Genomic DNA, 15,839 nt, shown 5'->3' on the forward strand with positions numbered 1-15,839 from the left:
GGGCGCTCGACTTGATTGCAATCTCGTAACTGCGGCAATTTGGATTGAGGGGTGCGAGCCGTGAAGCAAAAAGCGCGGGCATTTGCCGACTTTTTAGGCGTTTTGACGATTCCACGAAACGTTGTCAGCCTGTGTGTCTTCTCGAACACATTCTTTGCGTTGCAAGGTGCACGAGAGGGACCGTGCAAGTACGGGAAAGCCAGGCAGCGTGGCGCCCCGGATACGAATCAGACAGGCGCAGGAAAGGGCGGCCTCTAAAGGTGCTTGCGGCGATGCAAAAAGGCCGCAGCGTCACCGCCGCGGCCTTCCTTGTCGTCGATGGTGGTCGCTGGACCTAGCCTTGCCCCTCGGCCGGCGCAGCTTCCGCAGAAGACGAAGGCATCGCCCAGCTTGTCTCAGCGACAGGCTCGGCAGCCGGAGCTGCCGGCGTTGATGGCTTCGGCGCAGGAGCTGCCTTCGCCTTCTTCGGTGCCGCTTTCTTCGCGGCCTTCTTGGGTGCGGCCTTCTTGGCCGACCTAGTCGCCGCCTTCTTGGCGGCCTTCTTCGGGGCTGCCTTCTTGGCAGATTTCTTCGTAGCCTTCTTGGCAGACTTCGTCGCGGACTTGGCTGCCTTCTTGGCGGTCTTCTTCTTCGCCGCTACGACCTTCTTGGCCTTTTTGGCCTTCTTGCTTTTTTTCTTCTTCGCTTTCGCCATCGTGGTCCTCCTGTTGCCGCCGAACAATGGTCGATCGGGCGTTTTCAGCCGTCACTTCCGGACGAAAGCTCAGCCTTTGAAAGCTCAAACTTGCGCGTTCAATGCCGGCCGCGACCCGCCCGTAGCCCAATCGAGAAGCTCAATCGTGTGTACGACCGGAACTGACGTGCCACTGGCAATCTGCACCATGCAACCGATATTGCCCGCGGCAATCATGTCCGGCTTGACGCTCGCGATGTTGGCGACCTTGCGATCGCGCAACCGGCCCGCAAGCTCGGGCTGGAGAATGTTGTAGGTCCCCGCCGAACCGCAACACAAATGGCTCTCCGGCACATCTTTCACCACGAATCCATTCTTGGAAAGCAATTCTTTCGGAAGGCCCGTGATTTTCTGCCCATGCTGCAACGAACACGCAGAGTGATAGGCGACGACGATTTCATCGTGCGGCGCTGTGGTCGCGAGTTCGAGGCCGGCGACGTATTCGGTGATGTCCTTGGCGATCGCGGAGACCTTGGCCGCGTCGGCGGCGAACGCAGCGTCCTCGCGCAGCAGATAGCCGTAATCCTTGATCACGGTGCCGCAGCCGGAGGCCGTCACCAGGATGGCGTCGAGCCCCTCGCCGGCCGCTTCCTTCCGCCACGCCGCCACATTGGCGCGGGCTCGCGTCAAGGCGTCATGGTCGTCACCGAGATGACGGGTCAGCGCGCCACAGCACTGCTCGTCCCGGACCAGGACAACCTCGATGCCGTGGCGGGTGAGAAGGCTGATGGCAGCCTGGTTGATGCGCGGCGCCAGCACCTGCTGGGCGCAGCCTTGCAGCAGAGCGACCCGGCCGCGCTTCTTGCCGAGCGCGGCGAACACGCTGCCGGCGCGGGGCCCCGGCGATGGCAGCCGGTTCGGCGCCAGCGCCAGCATCGCCTTGATGCGCTGGATCAACCCGGGCGTGGCCGAGGGCCGAGGCGTCGGCAGGAAGACGGCAAGCGGGCGGGCCAGCCGCGCCAGCACCATGCTCGCGCGAAAGCGCCGCGGGTCCGGCAGGACGAAGGCCAGCACCTGGCGCAACAACCGCTCAGTCAGCGGCCGCTGATAGCGCTGCTCGATCCGGACCCGGGCCTGGTCGACGAGATGCATGTAGTTCACCCCTGAGGGGCAGGTCGTCATGCAGGCGAGGCACGACAGGCAGCGGTCGACATGCTTGACCACCTCGGCGGTCGGCGCCTGGTCCTTTTCCAGCATCTCCTTGATCAGATAGATGCGGCCGCGCGGGCTATCGAGCTCGTCGCCGAGCAGCACATAGGTCGGGCAGGTTGCTGTGCAGAAGCCGCAATGGACGCAGGCGCGAAGGATCTTGTCGGCCTCCGCGATGTCGGGGTCGGCGAGCTGCGCCAGTGAGAATTCGGTCTTCATGTCGCAGCGCTCCGCGTCAACCGCCCCCGGTTGAGAATGGTCTTCGGATCGAAGCTGGCGCGCACCCGCTCGCTCAGCGCGGCAATGCCAGGCGCTTGCGGATGGAAGACATCGACATCACGCCTGACGCCCTCGGTCGCCCGGATCAGCGTGGCATGTCCTCCGAACGCGTTGGTGCGCTGGCGCACGGCCGGGGCATGCGCGTCCGGCTTCGGCGGCAACGCCGCCCAGATCAGCCCGCCGCCCCAATCGTAGATCACGTCGCCGCCGGTCTCACGGGCCAATTGGGTGCCGAGCGCTGCCCCTGATGCCGGCGGACAGACGATCCGCCAGACCGGCCAGGCGCCAAGCGCACCGCTTGCCGCGAACGGCAGGACGTCGCGGATCGTGGCCCACAGCGCCGCGGACGCCACGTCCTCGATCAGCGTCGCAGTTCCGAACGGCGCCAGCAATTCGCGCAAGGAGCCTGCGCGGTGCGCGGCAGAGGCCGTGATGCCCTCGAGCCGCAGCACGGTCAGCGCCTCGTCCTGGCCCCCGATGTCGCCAAGTCCTTCCGACTTGGCCCGAAAGGCCGATTTCGGCAGATGCGCGGCACCGGAAACGTCGAAGGGCGAGCCGAGTGCCGCCGTCATGGCCTTGTTGGCCCCGGGGTCGTCGAGCCCGTGCAGCACCAACGTCCGCTCGGCCTCGGGCTTGGGCATCACTTTGAGCGTGACCTCCGTCATCACCGACAGCGTGCCCCAGGATCCGGCGAGAAGCTTGCAGAGGTCGTAGCCTGTGACGTTCTTCACCACCTTGCCGCCGGTCTTGAAGCTGTCGCCGAAACCGGAGACGGCGTGCGCCCCGAGCAGGTGATCGCGCGCCCCGCCCGCCCTGATCCGCCGCGGACCAGCGAGCCCGGCGGCGATCATGCCGCCGATGGTTCCGAGCGCCGGCGTGCCGAGCAACGGCGCCGTGTCCATCGGCTCGAAGGCGAATTGCTGGTTCTTGGCATCGATCAGCGACAGCACGTCGGCCAGCGGCGCACCGGCCTGGAGCGTGACGATCAGCTCGTTGGGCTCGTAGGAGGTGACGGCATTGAGCGCCGAGACGTCGAGCACGGCATTGGTCGCCATCGCGTGGCCGATGCCGCGCTTGGAGCCATGACCGATGATCTCGAGCGGCTGCTCGTTGGCGATCGCCGCGCGCACCACTTCTTCGACGTCTTTGGCGTCTCTGACCTTCAGCGTATCCACGGGAAGAGGCCGTAACGAAATTCGCGCCGGAAATCAAATCTGGCAAGCCTTGAGCATCGCCCAGCCCGGCAATCTCTGGTGCAACGCGAAAGAGCGGCGGCCACGCGCTCCCCCTGCTGGGCAGACGTCAGCGCACGCCATACGACTGTCGTCAGGGGCGATTGCGGACGATTAGGGTTGCCTGCTCTCTGAGTGAGGACTCCAATAGGAACGGACGCAAGCACTCGCATTTGACATGCATTCGGCGCGCCGGCGCGAAGCGAGCGAAATGGGCGGGGCGATCTACGGCTCTTGTCAGGCGCGTCACAATCACCACGAAGAGGAGGCTTGCCATGAACGTGGAGCGAGTTCGTATCTCCCGACGGCAATCCGTTGCCGGTTTGTCGGTCCTTGGCCTGAGTGGGCTGTTGATCCCCACAGCCCATGCGCAGCACAAAGCACAACAGAAGCACCAGGAAACCACTGGGGTGGGAATACATGCCGCCGAAGTGAAGGATGAGGACATCTTTCAGTTCGCGCTGAACCTGGAATACATGGAGGCTGAGTTTTATCTGCGTGCCACGACCGGCAAGGGGATCGACGATTCTGACGCTGGACCCGACGCCGCGAGGGTCGCTGGCGGACACGAAGCCAAGTTCGACAGGAAGGAAATCCGCGAGTTTGTCGAGGAGCTGGCTGAAAACGAGCTTGCCCACGTGCGCTTCTATCGCAAGACGCTGGGCAGGATGGCGGTATCGCGCCCGGCCATCGATTTCGATGCGGGCTTCAAGGCAGCCGCCCAGGCCGCTGGTCTGCCCGCCGACTTCGATCCGTTTGCCGATGACATGAGTGTCTTGCTGGGCGGCATGCTGTTTGAGGATGTCGGCGTGACGGCATATGCCGGGGCAGCGCCGTTGCTCAAGAGCAAGGAGTTCGTCGAGGCTGCGGCGGGCATTCTGGCCGTCGAGGCGTACCACATGGGCATGGCGCGCTCGCAGCTCTATTTGATGGGTGAAAAGGCCTGGAATGCGGCCAACGCCATCTCCGACGCCCGGGACCAGGTCGACGGTGGTCAGGACAAGGACCAGGGCATCCGGATGAACGGCAAAGCCAATGTCGTTCCGTCAACGCCCGATGCCATTGCCTTCCGCCGCACGCCGCAGGAGGTGCTGCATATCGTCTATCTGACCGAGAAGCAGGGTGTCAGCAAAGGCGGGTTCTATCCGAACGGAATGAACGGCGTGCTCAAATCCACCTGAGTTCTCGGCCGAATGGGAGCCGGATCGGCCGTCGTGCCGGCGGCCGAAACGCGCCTGCGCACGATCATTGGGTAGGTCGCTCTTGATGCTGTCGTAATCTTGTTTGGGTGGCTCGCCCCACCCGGACGAGATCATCGTCGGTACGTCGAGCAAGCAAGAACCGTAGCGACGCAATCTCTCGGCGCCCACAGCTCGACTCCGCGTTCTGCATCAACCGTCGCGATCATCGGCACTGCTTTCGGCGAATCGGCGCGAGGCGCACATCGGGCGTTTGCTGACCTGCGATAATAGATTGATGAACAGGCGTTCATGGAACTGCGCAGTTTCCAACTCGTTGATCAAAGTTATTCGTTGAGAGGAGGAATGAAGATGAAGAGGATGATAATTGCACTTTCTGCCATCGCCCTCATCGGCACTGCGCCGGCTGTCTTTGCCCAAGGCGTATCAAGCAAGACGCCGGGCCACGAGATGCAAACCAAGGGCTCCAAGGCAGGCCATCCGGGAGCATCCGGCTACGCTCCGGGACATAAGAAGCAGGCCATGGGTTCTAAGAAAGGTCATCCCGGCGCTTCTGGCTACGCTCCTGGCCAAACCACGGGCGCGAACACGAAACGTAGCTACTGACGGCCATCTCGCAATTGCCAATAGGCCAATGACAGGAGCCGCCGCGGTCTCAACCCGGCGGCTCTTTGTGTGAGCGATCCCAAGGCGACGACGAGGGTTGCGAACGTGGGCGGCCACCCCGGAGCGTGGCACCTTCCCTCGTCCTGAGCAGCTTGCGCAGCAAGCGTCTCGAAGGACGAGATCCGCGCTGCAACCGCCGGGCCTTCATAGGCGAGACGACAGCTTCGCGGTCTCCCATGAGGATGTGGAGTGTACCTCGGGCCTCAGCTCCTGCGACATCCGCACTTCGATCATGATCGAACCATCTTCACCCGAGACTTGGCTACTGGTCGCATGGTCTTCGTCAAAACGGAGCTCCATCATGGACGAACAGGCAATGAACCAACAGGCCATCCATCAGGCCGTCGGCGGCGGCGGTTTGCTGGTTGTGGCGCAATGGGAAGCGAAGGCTGAAGAAGCCGATCGGGTTGCCGAGATCCTGCGCAGCTTCCTGCCACAGGCTCAAAGCGAACCCGGCGTAAAACTATTCCTGATCAGCCGCGCCAAGGACAATCCGGCCCAGTTCCTGTTCTACGAGCTATTCCGCGACGAGGCCGCATTCAAGGCGCATCAGGACAGCGCACATTTTAAGACCCATATCGCCGGTCAAGCCCTACCTCTGCTGACCAGGCGCGAACGCACGCAATATGCGCTGATGTAGACCCGCGGCAGCATCAGGAAAGCCGAATGGTGTAGCCTCGCTGCGCCGTTCGGCGCCGCGTCACGCCCCGTCATGCGTCCCCTGCCAATCGCCGCCACTCGCGCGATCGAGCTGAAACGTGACCGATCTTCGGGTGTGAATTGCGGCGAGGACTTCTCCCGATAGCGTCGACATAGACAGCCCAGGATGAGGAATATCCGACATTGCGAGCCTAGAACCGCGGGATATCCGGAAACGCCAGCTTGCCTGCGTGGACATGCATGCGACCGAGCTCGGCGCAGCGATGCAGGGTCGGAAACATCTTTCCGGGATTGAGCAGGCCCTGGGCGTCGAAGGCGCATTTGAGGCGCTGCTGCTGGTTGAGGTCGATCTCGCTGAACATGTCGGGCATCAGATCGCGCTTCTCGATGCCGACGCCGTGCTCGCCGGTGAGCACGCCGCCGAATTCGACGCAGGCGCGCAGGATGTCCGCACCGAACGCCTCCGCACGCTCGATCTCGCCAGGCTTATTGGCGTCGTAGAGGATCAGCGGATGCAGATTGCCATCGCCGGCATGGAACACATTGGCGCAGCCGAGCTGGTATTTTTCCGAGAGTTCGCGGATGCGCGCCAGCGCCTTCGGCAGCGCACCGCGCGGGATGGTGCCGTCCATGCAGAGATAATCGGGCGAGATGCGCCCGACCGCGGGGAACGCGGCTTTCCGGCCCGCCCAGAACAGATTGCGCTCGGCCTCGGAATTGGAGATCTGGCAGGTGGTGGAGCCGCAGCCATTCGCGATCGCCTCGACGCGCGTGATCAGCTCGTCGACCTCGATCTTGGGACCGTCGAGTTCGATGATGAGCAGCGCCTCGACGTCGAGCGGATAGCCGGCGTGGACGAAGGCTTCGGCCGCGTGGATCGCGGGCTTGTCCATCATCTCCATGCCCCCAGGGATGATGCCGGCGCCGATGATGCGTGCCACGCATTCGCCGGCGGCTTCGACTTCTGCGAAGCCGACCATCAGCGCGCGCGCGGTCTCCGGCTTTTGCAGGATGCGCACGGTGATCTCGGTGATGACCCCGAGCAGGCCCTCGGAACCGGTGATGACTCCCATCAAGTCGTAGCCGGGGTTCTCCGCCGACTTGCCGCCGATGCGCAGGATCTCGCCGCTCATCAGCACGATCTCGCAACCGAGCACGTTGTTGGTGGTCATGCCGTATTTCAGGCAATGCACGCCGCCGGAATTTTCCGCGACGTTGCCGCCGATCGAGCAGGCGATCTGCGAGGACGGGTCGGGCGCGTAATAGAATCCGGCATGCGCGACCGCCTGACTGATGGCGAGATTGGTGACGCCGGGCTCGGTCACGACGACGCGGTTCTCGAAATCGATCTCGCGGATGCGCTTGAACTTGCCGAGCCCGAGCAGCACGCCATCCTCGAGCGGCAGGGCGCCGCCGGATAGCGAGGTACCGGACCCCCGCGGCACGACCTTGATGCCCTGCCCTGCACAATACTTCAGGACCAGCGAGACCTGCTCGGTGGTGTCGGGCAGCACCACGACCATCGGCGGCTGCCGATAGGCCGTCAATCCGTCGGATTCATAGGCTCGCATCTCGGCGGCGCTGTCGATCACACCCTCGCCAGGCACGATTGCGCGCAGCGCGGCAACGATGTCCGCGCGGCGCGCGAGCACGGCCTGGTCGCTCGCAGGCATCATGATAGCCATATCAAATCCTTCATGGCATTTCCTTTCCGGCCCAGGCCGCCTGATCAATTTGTTGCGGCAAATCAACCACGTCCGCGGATGTTTGGGTAGGCCATCCGAAAGTCGGACAACGATCTTTCCGCGACTTCGCTCTGGGACAAGTAGGAAATCGTGAAACCTGTCATGGTCTGGCGGCTTGTCCAAGCCGGGCAGGCCTGCCAAAACCGGCACGTCCGACCATTGCCGCTCAGGCAAGAGACTGACTAGACCCACCAGGGAAGAGACGAAGAGCACCCGATGACAAAACTGACCTTTGGCGCACTGACGACCCTCACCGTGATTGCCACCGCACCCGCCGCGATGGCGCAGGATGTCGCGGCCGGCAAGACGTCGTTCAACAAATGCCTGGCCTGCCACGCGATCGGCGAAGGCGCCAAGAACAAGGTCGGCCCCGAGCTCAACGGCCTCAACGGCCGCAAGTCGGGCACCGCTCCCGATTATAACTACACGGATGCGAACAAGAATTCCGGCATCACCTGGGACGAGGCGACGTTCAAGGAATACATCAAGGATCCCAAGGCCAAGATCCCCGGCACCAAGATGGCCTTCGCCGGCATCAAGAACGAGACCGAGATCAACAATCTCTGGGCCTTCATTTCCCAATTCGACAAGGACGGGAAGATCAAGCAGTAAACGCGGAAAAGGCGGCCGCTAATCGGCGGCCGCCTGCGCCGGCACGATCTTGCCGATCATCGCCTCGATCTCCGCCTTCACGAGATCCGGCACGGCGTTCTGCACCATGTGGCCGAGATCGGGCAGCACGATCAACTTCGCATTCGGCACGGTGGCAGCGAGCGGGCGCGCGTGGATGCCGGTCGAGACGGTCTTGTCGGGCTCGCCGGCGATGATCGTGACCGGCGCCGATATCTCGCCGTAACGCGCGACTTGCCCGGCCACTGCTTCCTTCAGCGTCACCAGGTCAAAGGCATTGGCGATGAACTCGCGCGGACGCAGCAGCAGCGGCGTCGCGGAATCCTTGACGAAGCCGTCCGGCATGACTTGGGGCAGGAAGACGTTGCGCGCACCGGATTCGGTGAGGACGTAGCCGAGCGGCAGCGTGATCGTGTAGGCGAGCAGCGGACCGACCACGGGCGTTGCGATGATCTCGTTGTAGCGGCCGACGCCGCCGCGCCAGGGATGAGTGACGGGCGCGAGCATCACGAGGCCGGCAACGCGGTGGGGGTGATCGAGCGCGATCCGCGCGCCGAGGGCGCCGCTCCAGGAATGCACCACGAACACCGCGCGATCGATCCCGAGCCTATGAAGCGCTTCATCGATCATCCGCGCCTGGATCTGCGGCGTCGAATCCTGCCGCCGCAGGCGCGTGCTCCAGCCGTGGCCGGGGCGATCGATCAGAATGACGCGATGATCCCTGGCGAGGAGATCGCCGAGCGGCCGTCGCATCGCTTCGAGATTGGAGCTCGCGCCGTGCAGCATCACGATCGGCAGGCCAGCGTCGCGCGGGCCGAGATCGAGGACGTGAAGCACAGCGCCGTCGACCTCGATCATCCGGCCCTGCGCCGGAAAGGCGCGCTGCACGACGACGATTCCAGCCTGCGTGACCAGCGCCAGCAGAACCAGCGCCGTCACGATTGACATCACGATCATCGAGAGAATCCGGGCGATCGTGGGCACAGGGCAGTTACGAGTCTTGGCACACGGCAGTTTCGCTCAGCCGGCATCAAGGCTTCCACCGGAAATGGTGGGCTGTGGATATGTCCACAATTGGGGAGCGTAAAAACTCAATGGAATCAACAATATTCCTTGGCGACACGGACGCCTCGGCCCAGCTTCATGCAGTCGTCATCGCGGAATCCATATAATCGCCATGGTCGGTTCGGCCATCTAGGCGCGGGTGGGCGCCGATCCTCCTCGCAACCTCGGGGATGCGGGAAAGACCGGCAGGATGTTTCCTGGTTGAACCGGAGGATTTTCGATGAGCTTCAGATCGAATGACACTGCGATCGATGAGATCGTCGCGAGCTGTAACGGCGACCTGCGCGGTGCCGTGCGGGCGCTGCTCCTGATCAACGAGCATCTCGAAGCGGAGCTTGCAAAGGCTTACGCTGCAGCCGCCGATCGCGGCCTCTCCGAGCGCGGCGGCAGCGTCCTGCATTGAGTGCAGGCTAGTTCGACCCGTCCTCGTCCTTTTCCTCGTCCGGCGTGAGCGCGGGACAGGCGCGGATCGTTGAACGCGCAACCTTGGCGTCGGCCTTGGATTTGTAGGGGCCGTCACCGAACCAGATATCGCCGATGATCACGGGATTGCTGGTCACGATGTTGCATTTGCCGGTGGCGCGGTTGCCGACCACCCAGAACAATCCGTCGGCGAGGCTCGCCGTGCCCGACGCGAGCAGCAAGCTACCCGCAAAGATCAAACGCTTCATGGCTTTGCTCCTGCCCTGCAGGTAGGCCCGCGGCGGCCCCGGCAATAGCCCTCACGATGCGACGCCTGCGATCGTGGTTAATCCGCGCCGGCCGCGATCGCTAGAAGCTAGATGTCGCGGCCTTCGACCTTCTCGGTCAGGGCCTTGACCTGGTCGGGAATCTTCTCGAGGTGCGGATTGACGGCGAGTGCCTTGCGGTAGGCGTCCAGCGCGCGCTTCTCGTCACCAACCTCCTGCATAATCATGCCGAGCCCGGCGAGCGCACCGAAATGGCGCGGTTCGCGGATCAGCACTTGCTGGATGTCGGCGAGCGAGCGGCCGTAATCGTTCTGCATGTAATAGAGCGTGGCGCGCCGGTTCCACGCCTCGATGTAGTCGGGCCTGAGCTTGATGACCGAATCCAGCAGCTTGATCGCGACCTCGATCTTCTGCGCGTCGACCGCGGTCTTGGCGCGCGACATCAACAGTGCCGCGGTGTCGCTCGGGGTCTGGAGCCAGATCGCCCAGATCCGCGCCTCGACATGCTTGGCGCTGGCCTCATCGGGCGCCGCCTTCAGCGCGCCGAACAGGAAATCGAGATTCTTGGTGCGGTCGACCTTGGGCAGCTTGGCCGGCGCTTCCGGCAGCTTCTTCTGCTTGCCGGGCGGGGGCGGCGGCTCAATCTGCTGTGCTCGCGCCGGGGCGAAGCCGGCGGTTCCCAGGACAAGGGCCAGACACAGCGTAAGCGCGAAAGGGAATCTCACTGCCATGGTGAAAGTCTAAACGCGTAAAGCCGCCCTTGCAAAGCAAAGGCGGCGTCAAACTCGTGTGAGACCGGGTCTTGCGGGACGCGCGCGGCGTCCGGCAGGGCGAGATCAGCCCTGGCGCGCCTTGAAGCGGCGCTGCACCTTGTTGATCACATAGACCCGGCCCTTGCGGCGGACCAGGCGGTTGGCGCGATGGCGACCGCGCAGCGATTTCAGCGAGTTACGGACCTTCATGGCAGAATCCTGAACGTTCGAAAGGCCGTGTTCGGCACTACCGTTTCGGCACGCGCGAATGTGGCAAAATGAGATTTTTCCCGCTGGCAGACCGACCGCCCGGGACGGGGCGGTTCTTAAGGCATGGCGGGCGGTGATGTCAATGTTAACGGCCCCGTTCCGAACCAGCAAATTCGTGAAAACAACCCCATGCACAGTAGAAACGGCCGGATCGGCTCGATCTGCCAATCGATAACCTGCGGCTTTGCCTTGCAAAATTCGTTATATCATATAATCAATTCGGCAACCCGCCGGGAGGAAAACCATGCCGAAGCTGAAGCTGCCCAACATCGACGATGTCGTCGCCATCGACATCCACACCCATGCCGAGGAGCCCTGCGGCTGCCATGCTGACGACGGCTATGACGATTTCCAGGCGCAGATGGCGGAGTATTTCAAGTCGCCAAACAAGCATCCGCCGACAGTGCCGGAGACCGCGGCGTACTACCGCGCCAAGAACATCGCCGCCGTGATCTTCCCAGTCGACGCCGAGCGCGAGACGGGCTTCCGCCGTTACAACAATTACGAGATGCTGGAGGTCGCCTCCGACCACCTCGACGTCCTCATCCCCTTCGTCTCCATCGACCCGCACAAGGGCAAGCTGGGCGTCCGCGAGGCGCGCAAGCTGATCGAGGAATACGGCGTACGCGGCTTCAAATTCCACCCGACCATGCAGGGCTTCTACGCCAATGACCGCATGGCCTATCCACTCTATGAAGAGATCAACAATGGCGGCGCCATCGCGCTGTTCCACACCGGCCAGACCGGCGTCGGCTCCGGCATGCCCGGCGGCATGGGCATGCGGCTGAAATACTCCAACCCGATGTACATGGACGATGTCGCGGCCGATTTCCCCGACCTCAAGATCATTCTCGCCCACCCCTCCTTCCCCTGGCAGGAGGAGGCACTGTCGGTCGCAACCCACAAGCCGAACGTCTACATCGACCTTTCGGGCTGGTCGCCGAAATATTTCCCGCCGATCCTGGTGCGCTACATCAACTCGATTCTCCAGGACAAGATGCTGTTCGGCTCGGACTGGCCGGTGATCACGCCGGATCGCTGGCTGTCGGATTTTGCCAAGATCGACATCCGCGACGAGATCCGGCCCAAGGTGCTCAAGGCCAACGCGCGCAAGCTGCTGGGAATCTAGACGCGCTCATGGATCGGTGGAGTCTGGCTGATTTTCGTGGGCGCAACGGATACTGCGCCAACGGAAGCTGCCTCCGGTCACATCGTCCGCGCCAAATCACGGTGTAACTCCCGGTTCTCTAGTGGCTTCGGCGCGCAGCTTCTCAACTGCACGCAGGAACTCCCCTTCGGTGGTATCAGCCTGATCGACTTCGGAACGCATTCACGCCAGATGCGCTTCGCTTCGTTGAAATATTGCAGCGTTCGCCTCGCAACCCGATCGAATTCCTCGCACACTCTTGGCCGCGCAACAGCGCCCGATCCGAATTTCCTGCTTGGATCGATATCACGGGGCCCGCTATAGTCCTGCGGCTGCATCGAGCCCGGAGGACGGTCAATTGCCCCTCAAAGCCGTCGTCTTCGACGCCTACGGAACGCTCTACGATATCCAGTCGGTCGCTGAGATCACCGAGGATGCATTTCCAGGCTATGGCGGGATCATCACGCAGATCTGGCGCATCAAGCAGCTCGAATATACCTGGTTGCGCTCGCTGATGCGGCGCTACCAGGATTTTTCGGCGGTCACGCGCGACTCCCTGGCCTATACGTTGCGCGTGCTCGGGCTCGCTTATGACAGCGAGGCGTTCGAGCGCGTGATCGAGAAATATCTGCATCTTGAGCTCTATCCGGATGCGATCGATGCGCTCACCGCGCTGAAGCCGCGCAAGCTCGCGGTCCTCTCCAATGGCAGCCCGCACATGCTGAACGCGTTGGTGCGGAATACCGGCCTCGATCGCCTGCTCGATGCCACCATCAGCGTCGACGCCAAGAATATCTTCAAGCCGAGCCCGGAGGCCTATGGCCTCATCGGCGAGGTGCTGGGCACCAAGCCGAACGAGGTTCTGTTCGTCTCCTCCAATCCCTGGGACGCCGCCGGCGCGAAATCATTCGGATTGAAGGTTGCCTGGATCGAGCGGGTGGCACCCGAAGCCATGGCGCTGGCTTGCGTCGAGACCGAACTCATGGCACCGCTGACGATGTTCAAGGCGATCCGCACCCAGATGGACGAGCTCGGCTTCGCGCCGGATCATCGTGTCCGCGCGCTCTCCGAGCTGCCAAGCATCGCTTAGGGATCGCTAGCTGCCATGAGTTCGAGTGAACTGCTGGAATGAGCTGTTTGGAATGAGCCTGCAATCCGTTCGCGATTTCTTCGCCGAGAAAGCCCCCGACATTACCGTCATCGAATCCCCGATCAGCTCCGCCACGGTGACGCTGGCGGCCGAAGCCTATGGCGTCGAGCCGGGGCGCATCGCCAAGACGCTCTCGTTGCGCGTCGGCGAGCGCGTGATCCTGATCGTCGCTGCCGGCACATCGCGCATGGACAACAAGAAGGTGAAGGCGCAGTTCGGGGGCAAGCCGAAAATGCTGGGACCGGAGGAGGTCGCCGAGATCACCGGCCACGAGGTCGGCGGCGTGTGCCCGTTCGGCCTGAAGGCACCGCTGCCGATCTATTGCGACGTCTCGCTGAAAGCGTTCGACGTCGTGGTGCCAGCCGCGGGCTCGACCCACAGTGCCGTGCGCATCACCCCTGACCGGATGGCCGAGTTGGTCGCGGCCGAATGGGTCGACGTCTGCGAAATCAGGCGCGACTAGAGCCTTATCGGTTCTGATCGAATCAGAACCGAACCTCTCCGCGCGACCGGGTATCCACGTCGCGCGAAAGCACTTTAATCGTCATCGTAGGGTCGGGGCTGAGCCCCGGGCGGAGCCGCATTATAGCGCGGCGGCGGCGGCGCGGCGCGGTTGCGCGGGACCGGCTGCTGCGGCTGGGCCTGATTGTTCGACTGGAACACCGCACGGCACCCGCTGGAGAGTTGCGGCGTGTTCTGCTGCAAGCAGGCCACGATGCGGTTCACGTCGGGAATCTGATCGCTGCACAGACGCCACACATCAGGCGTGCAGGCCATCTGCTGTTCCATCGTGCCGCGGTATTCTTGCGCAGATGCCGCGCTCTGCGCGACGATGCCGCTGATCGCGAGCGCCACACCCAGCGCAATCCGCTCTGTTCGCATGTCCCGATCCTTCCCGAATCCGTCAAAACCTCCTCAATCAATGAGGCGGGGGAAGGTTCTGGACCAACAACAAAATGTGAAAGCGCGTCTGGAACCTACTCGACCTTGCCGATCTTCTTCACCGCCGCGATCAGCCGCGCGCTGTCGGCCGCGACGAATTGCGCGAAGGCCGGGGCATCCTGATAGGCCACGAGGCTGCCCGAGGCCTCGAACGATTTGAGCACGTCCGGACTCGTCATCACCTGCGCCATCGCCTCGCGCAGACGGGTCGCGATCGCGGCCGGCAGCGCGCTCTGCGCGAACAGGCCGGCCCAGATGTACATCTCGACATCCCTGTAGCCGAGTTCCTGAAAGGTCGGCACGTCGGGGAAGCTCGCGATGCGCTGCGCGCCGCAATTGCCGAGCACGCGCAGCTTGCCGCCGTCGACCTGCGGCTTCAGCGTGCCGGGTGCCGCGGCGATCGCCTGCACGGTACCACTGAGGATGGCGGTCAGTGCGGGACCTGCGCCGCGGAACGGCACATGCAGCAGCTTGATGCCGGCGCTGCTTGCGAACATCTCCATCGCCACGTGCAGCGTGCCGTAGGGCCCGGACGAGCCATAGGTGATCTGGCCCGGTCGCCTCTTCGCGTCCTCGACGAAATCCTGCGCCGTCTTCCACGGTGCCGAGGCTGGCACCGCGAGCAGCGTGGGATCGGCGAGCACGCGCGCGATCGGCATGAACTGCGAGACTTCGTACGCAACAGGACGCTCGAACAGGCGGTCGGCTTCGGGGAGCACCGCGAGCGAGGACAGTGTCATCAGCAGCGTGTAGCCGTCGGGCTCGGCGCGCGCGGCCGCGGCATTGCCCACCGATCCGCCGCCACCGCCGGCGCGGTTGTCGACGATCACGGGCTTGCCGAGAATCCGCTCCAGCGCCTGGCACCGGACGCGCCGCCAGATCGGCCTGTCCGCCAGCGGGAAACGGCACGATCATGGTGATGTTGCGGGCTGGATAGGTTTGAGCAAAGGCATTGTCAGGTAACCCAGCGCGCAACAACGGCAGTGCAGCAGCGGCGCGCAGGACGTCGCGTCGGTCCATGGCAGGTCCCTCCCCTCATTTTCTTGTTCGCTCGCCAGCCTAACGTCGCGATCGGCAAGAACAAGATGTTTACGAAGCATTAGCCATGTTCGACTGGGTCCGGAACGCATGCCTGAGGCCTCCGTTTTCATTCCAAGGAGTGTGCCATGGGAAAACTCGCGACCATCGACGTCGCCTTGGACGAGATGCTGGTGAATCTCGCCGCGATCGTGTTGCGACTTTCAACGCCCGAAATGACGCGAACGCCGGAAGCGCGACGCGCACTGGCGCAATCTGTCCATCAATATGCGGTTTGCGCGAGACGCTCGAGCGACCCGCGTGTTCACGAATTGAAGTCCCAGCTGGAAGGGACACTGAAGCCGAGCTTGCGGATTGTCGCGATCGACGGCGTGAAGTTGCCTTCGTTTTAACCCGTCATTGCTGTGCATGTTCACTAATTCGCTGATTGGATCGCTCCAGCGGAGGACGATCCGATGCGCGACAACAGCTATGACCGGACGATTGAGCGCAA

Annotated in this window: 18 protein-coding genes and 1 pseudogene; 9 read left to right on the forward strand and 10 right to left on the reverse strand. The window is 63.2% G+C overall.

Annotation, left to right across the window (positions count from 1 at the left end; translation table 11 throughout):
* Positions 1 to 334 precede the first annotated feature (334 nt).
* From IVA96_RS01605 to IVA96_RS01615, 3 genes are all read right to left on the reverse strand, one after another.
* Positions 335 to 694: a histone gene (locus tag IVA96_RS01605; RefSeq protein ID WP_247277614.1), complete on the reverse strand. Its 360-nt coding sequence runs from the start codon at positions 692 to 694 to the stop codon at positions 335 to 337.
* A gap of 84 nt (positions 695 to 778) precedes the next feature.
* Positions 779 to 2,101 carry a glycolate oxidase subunit GlcF gene (gene glcF, locus IVA96_RS01610; RefSeq protein ID WP_247415098.1) on the reverse strand — a complete coding sequence of 441 codons (1,323 nt, stop codon included), beginning with the start codon at positions 2,099 to 2,101 and terminating at the stop codon, positions 779 to 781.
* Positions 2,098 to 3,336, reverse strand: coding sequence for an FAD-binding protein (locus IVA96_RS01615; protein ID WP_247277616.1), 1,239 nt, complete (start codon positions 3,334 to 3,336; stop codon positions 2,098 to 2,100). The genes glcF and IVA96_RS01615 overlap by 4 nt, the downstream gene beginning before the upstream one ends.
* A 332-nt stretch (positions 3,337 to 3,668) precedes the next feature.
* Between IVA96_RS01615 and IVA96_RS01620 the strand changes: the two genes are divergently transcribed.
* From IVA96_RS01620 to IVA96_RS01630, 3 genes are all read left to right on the forward strand, one after another.
* Positions 3,669 to 4,574 (forward strand): ferritin-like domain-containing protein, encoded by a 906-nt coding sequence (locus IVA96_RS01620; protein ID WP_256464547.1) that lies wholly within the window; start codon positions 3,669 to 3,671, stop codon positions 4,572 to 4,574.
* 309 nt (positions 4,575 to 4,883) lie between these two features.
* Positions 4,884 to 5,198, forward strand: a complete 315-nt coding sequence (locus tag IVA96_RS01625) for a hypothetical protein (protein WP_247277617.1) — start codon at positions 4,884 to 4,886, stop codon at positions 5,196 to 5,198.
* A gap of 361 nt (positions 5,199 to 5,559) precedes the next feature.
* Positions 5,560 to 5,898 (forward strand): antibiotic biosynthesis monooxygenase family protein, encoded by a 339-nt coding sequence (locus IVA96_RS01630; protein WP_247277618.1) that lies wholly within the window; start codon positions 5,560 to 5,562, stop codon positions 5,896 to 5,898.
* 211 nt (positions 5,899 to 6,109) lie between these two features.
* Here the strand turns inward: IVA96_RS01630 and IVA96_RS01635 are convergent, their stop codons facing one another.
* Entirely contained in the window at positions 6,110 to 7,603 is a 1,494-nt protein-coding gene (locus IVA96_RS01635; protein ID WP_247277619.1) for an FAD-linked oxidase C-terminal domain-containing protein, read from the reverse strand.
* A 276-nt stretch (positions 7,604 to 7,879) separates the two neighbouring features.
* Between IVA96_RS01635 and cycA the strand changes: the two genes are divergently transcribed.
* Positions 7,880 to 8,275 (forward strand): cytochrome c-550 CycA, encoded by a 396-nt coding sequence (cycA, locus tag IVA96_RS01640; RefSeq protein ID WP_247277620.1) that lies wholly within the window; start codon positions 7,880 to 7,882, stop codon positions 8,273 to 8,275.
* An 18-nt stretch (positions 8,276 to 8,293) separates the two neighbouring features.
* On the opposite strand, the gene IVA96_RS01645 is transcribed toward cycA, so the two are convergent.
* A complete protein-coding gene (locus IVA96_RS01645; RefSeq protein WP_247277621.1) occupies positions 8,294 to 9,250 on the reverse strand; it encodes an alpha/beta hydrolase in 957 nt (318 codons plus the stop codon).
* Positions 9,251 to 9,578: 328 nt separating this feature from the next.
* Between IVA96_RS01645 and IVA96_RS01650 the strand changes: the two genes are divergently transcribed.
* A complete protein-coding gene (locus tag IVA96_RS01650) occupies positions 9,579 to 9,761 on the forward strand; it encodes a hypothetical protein (protein WP_247277622.1) in 183 nt (60 codons plus the stop codon).
* Between the two features lie 7 nt (positions 9,762 to 9,768).
* On the opposite strand, the gene IVA96_RS01655 is transcribed toward IVA96_RS01650, so the two are convergent.
* The 3 genes from IVA96_RS01655 to ykgO form a co-directional block, all read right to left on the reverse strand.
* Positions 9,769 to 10,029 carry a hypothetical protein gene (locus IVA96_RS01655; RefSeq protein WP_247277623.1) on the reverse strand — a complete coding sequence of 87 codons (261 nt, stop codon included), beginning with the start codon at positions 10,027 to 10,029 and terminating at the stop codon, positions 9,769 to 9,771.
* A gap of 107 nt (positions 10,030 to 10,136) precedes the next feature.
* Positions 10,137 to 10,778, reverse strand: a complete 642-nt coding sequence (locus tag IVA96_RS01660; protein WP_247277624.1) for a tetratricopeptide repeat protein — start codon at positions 10,776 to 10,778, stop codon at positions 10,137 to 10,139.
* A gap of 105 nt (positions 10,779 to 10,883) precedes the next feature.
* On the reverse strand, positions 10,884 to 11,009 hold the full coding sequence (gene ykgO / locus IVA96_RS01665; RefSeq protein ID WP_006611362.1) for a type B 50S ribosomal protein L36: 126 nt from the start codon (positions 11,007 to 11,009) through the stop codon (positions 10,884 to 10,886).
* A gap of 304 nt (positions 11,010 to 11,313) precedes the next feature.
* On the opposite strand from ykgO, the gene IVA96_RS01670 reads away from it, so the two are divergent.
* From IVA96_RS01670 to IVA96_RS01680, 3 genes are all read left to right on the forward strand, one after another.
* Positions 11,314 to 12,198 (forward strand): amidohydrolase family protein, encoded by an 885-nt coding sequence (locus IVA96_RS01670; RefSeq protein WP_247277625.1) that lies wholly within the window; start codon positions 11,314 to 11,316, stop codon positions 12,196 to 12,198.
* A 376-nt stretch (positions 12,199 to 12,574) separates the two neighbouring features.
* Positions 12,575 to 13,306 carry a haloacid dehalogenase type II gene (locus IVA96_RS01675; protein WP_247277626.1) on the forward strand — a complete coding sequence of 244 codons (732 nt, stop codon included), beginning with the start codon at positions 12,575 to 12,577 and terminating at the stop codon, positions 13,304 to 13,306.
* Between the two features lie 52 nt (positions 13,307 to 13,358).
* Entirely contained in the window at positions 13,359 to 13,829 is a 471-nt protein-coding gene (locus IVA96_RS01680; RefSeq protein WP_247277627.1) for a YbaK/EbsC family protein, read from the forward strand.
* 74 nt (positions 13,830 to 13,903) lie between these two features.
* Here IVA96_RS01680 and IVA96_RS01685 read toward each other — a convergent pair whose 3' ends face one another.
* Together IVA96_RS01685 and IVA96_RS01690 are read right to left on the reverse strand one after the other, a co-directional pair.
* Positions 13,904 to 14,248 (reverse strand): hypothetical protein, encoded by a 345-nt coding sequence (locus IVA96_RS01685; protein WP_247277628.1) that lies wholly within the window; start codon positions 14,246 to 14,248, stop codon positions 13,904 to 13,906.
* A 95-nt stretch (positions 14,249 to 14,343) separates the two neighbouring features.
* A pseudogene (locus IVA96_RS01690) lies at positions 14,344 to 15,328 on the reverse strand (tripartite tricarboxylate transporter substrate binding protein).
* 146 nt (positions 15,329 to 15,474) lie between these two features.
* Between IVA96_RS01690 and IVA96_RS01695 the strand changes: the two are divergent.
* On the forward strand, positions 15,475 to 15,738 hold the full coding sequence (locus tag IVA96_RS01695) for a hypothetical protein (RefSeq protein WP_247277630.1): 264 nt from the start codon (positions 15,475 to 15,477) through the stop codon (positions 15,736 to 15,738).
* Positions 15,739 to 15,839: the final 101 nt, after the last annotated feature.

Source organism: Bradyrhizobium sp. 159 (assembly GCF_023073795.1).
Taxonomy (GTDB): domain Bacteria; phylum Pseudomonadota; class Alphaproteobacteria; order Rhizobiales; family Xanthobacteraceae; genus Bradyrhizobium.

What these genes read in the sequence shown, in the direction of transcription:
- IVA96_RS01605 (WP_247277614.1), bottom strand. Translation starts at nt 694, where the DNA reads ATGGCGAAAGCGAAGAAGAAAAAAAGCAAGAAGGCCAAAAAGGCCAAG.
- glcF (WP_247415098.1), bottom strand. Translation starts at nt 2,101, where the DNA reads ATGAAGACCGAATTCTCACTGGCGCAGCTCGCCGACCCCGACATCGCG.
- IVA96_RS01620 (WP_256464547.1), top strand. Translation starts at nt 3,669, where the DNA reads ATGAACGTGGAGCGAGTTCGTATCTCCCGACGGCAATCCGTTGCCGGT.
- IVA96_RS01625 (WP_247277617.1), top strand. Translation starts at nt 4,884, where the DNA reads ATGGAACTGCGCAGTTTCCAACTCGTTGATCAAAGTTATTCGTTGAGA.
- IVA96_RS01630 (WP_247277618.1), top strand. Translation starts at nt 5,560, where the DNA reads ATGGACGAACAGGCAATGAACCAACAGGCCATCCATCAGGCCGTCGGC.
- IVA96_RS01635 (WP_247277619.1), bottom strand. Translation starts at nt 7,603, where the DNA reads ATGGCTATCATGATGCCTGCGAGCGACCAGGCCGTGCTCGCGCGCCGC.
- cycA (WP_247277620.1), top strand. Translation starts at nt 7,880, where the DNA reads ATGACAAAACTGACCTTTGGCGCACTGACGACCCTCACCGTGATTGCC.
- IVA96_RS01645 (WP_247277621.1), bottom strand. Translation starts at nt 9,250, where the DNA reads ATGATCGTGATGTCAATCGTGACGGCGCTGGTTCTGCTGGCGCTGGTC.
- IVA96_RS01650 (WP_247277622.1), top strand. Translation starts at nt 9,579, where the DNA reads ATGAGCTTCAGATCGAATGACACTGCGATCGATGAGATCGTCGCGAGC.
- IVA96_RS01655 (WP_247277623.1), bottom strand. Translation starts at nt 10,029, where the DNA reads ATGAAGCGTTTGATCTTTGCGGGTAGCTTGCTGCTCGCGTCGGGCACG.
- IVA96_RS01660 (WP_247277624.1), bottom strand. Translation starts at nt 10,778, where the DNA reads ATGGCAGTGAGATTCCCTTTCGCGCTTACGCTGTGTCTGGCCCTTGTC.
- ykgO (WP_006611362.1), bottom strand. Translation starts at nt 11,009, where the DNA reads ATGAAGGTCCGTAACTCGCTGAAATCGCTGCGCGGTCGCCATCGCGCC.
- IVA96_RS01670 (WP_247277625.1), top strand. Translation starts at nt 11,314, where the DNA reads ATGCCGAAGCTGAAGCTGCCCAACATCGACGATGTCGTCGCCATCGAC.
- IVA96_RS01680 (WP_247277627.1), top strand. Translation starts at nt 13,359, where the DNA reads ATGAGCCTGCAATCCGTTCGCGATTTCTTCGCCGAGAAAGCCCCCGAC.
- IVA96_RS01685 (WP_247277628.1), bottom strand. Translation starts at nt 14,248, where the DNA reads ATGCGAACAGAGCGGATTGCGCTGGGTGTGGCGCTCGCGATCAGCGGC.
- IVA96_RS01695 (WP_247277630.1), top strand. Translation starts at nt 15,475, where the DNA reads ATGGGAAAACTCGCGACCATCGACGTCGCCTTGGACGAGATGCTGGTG.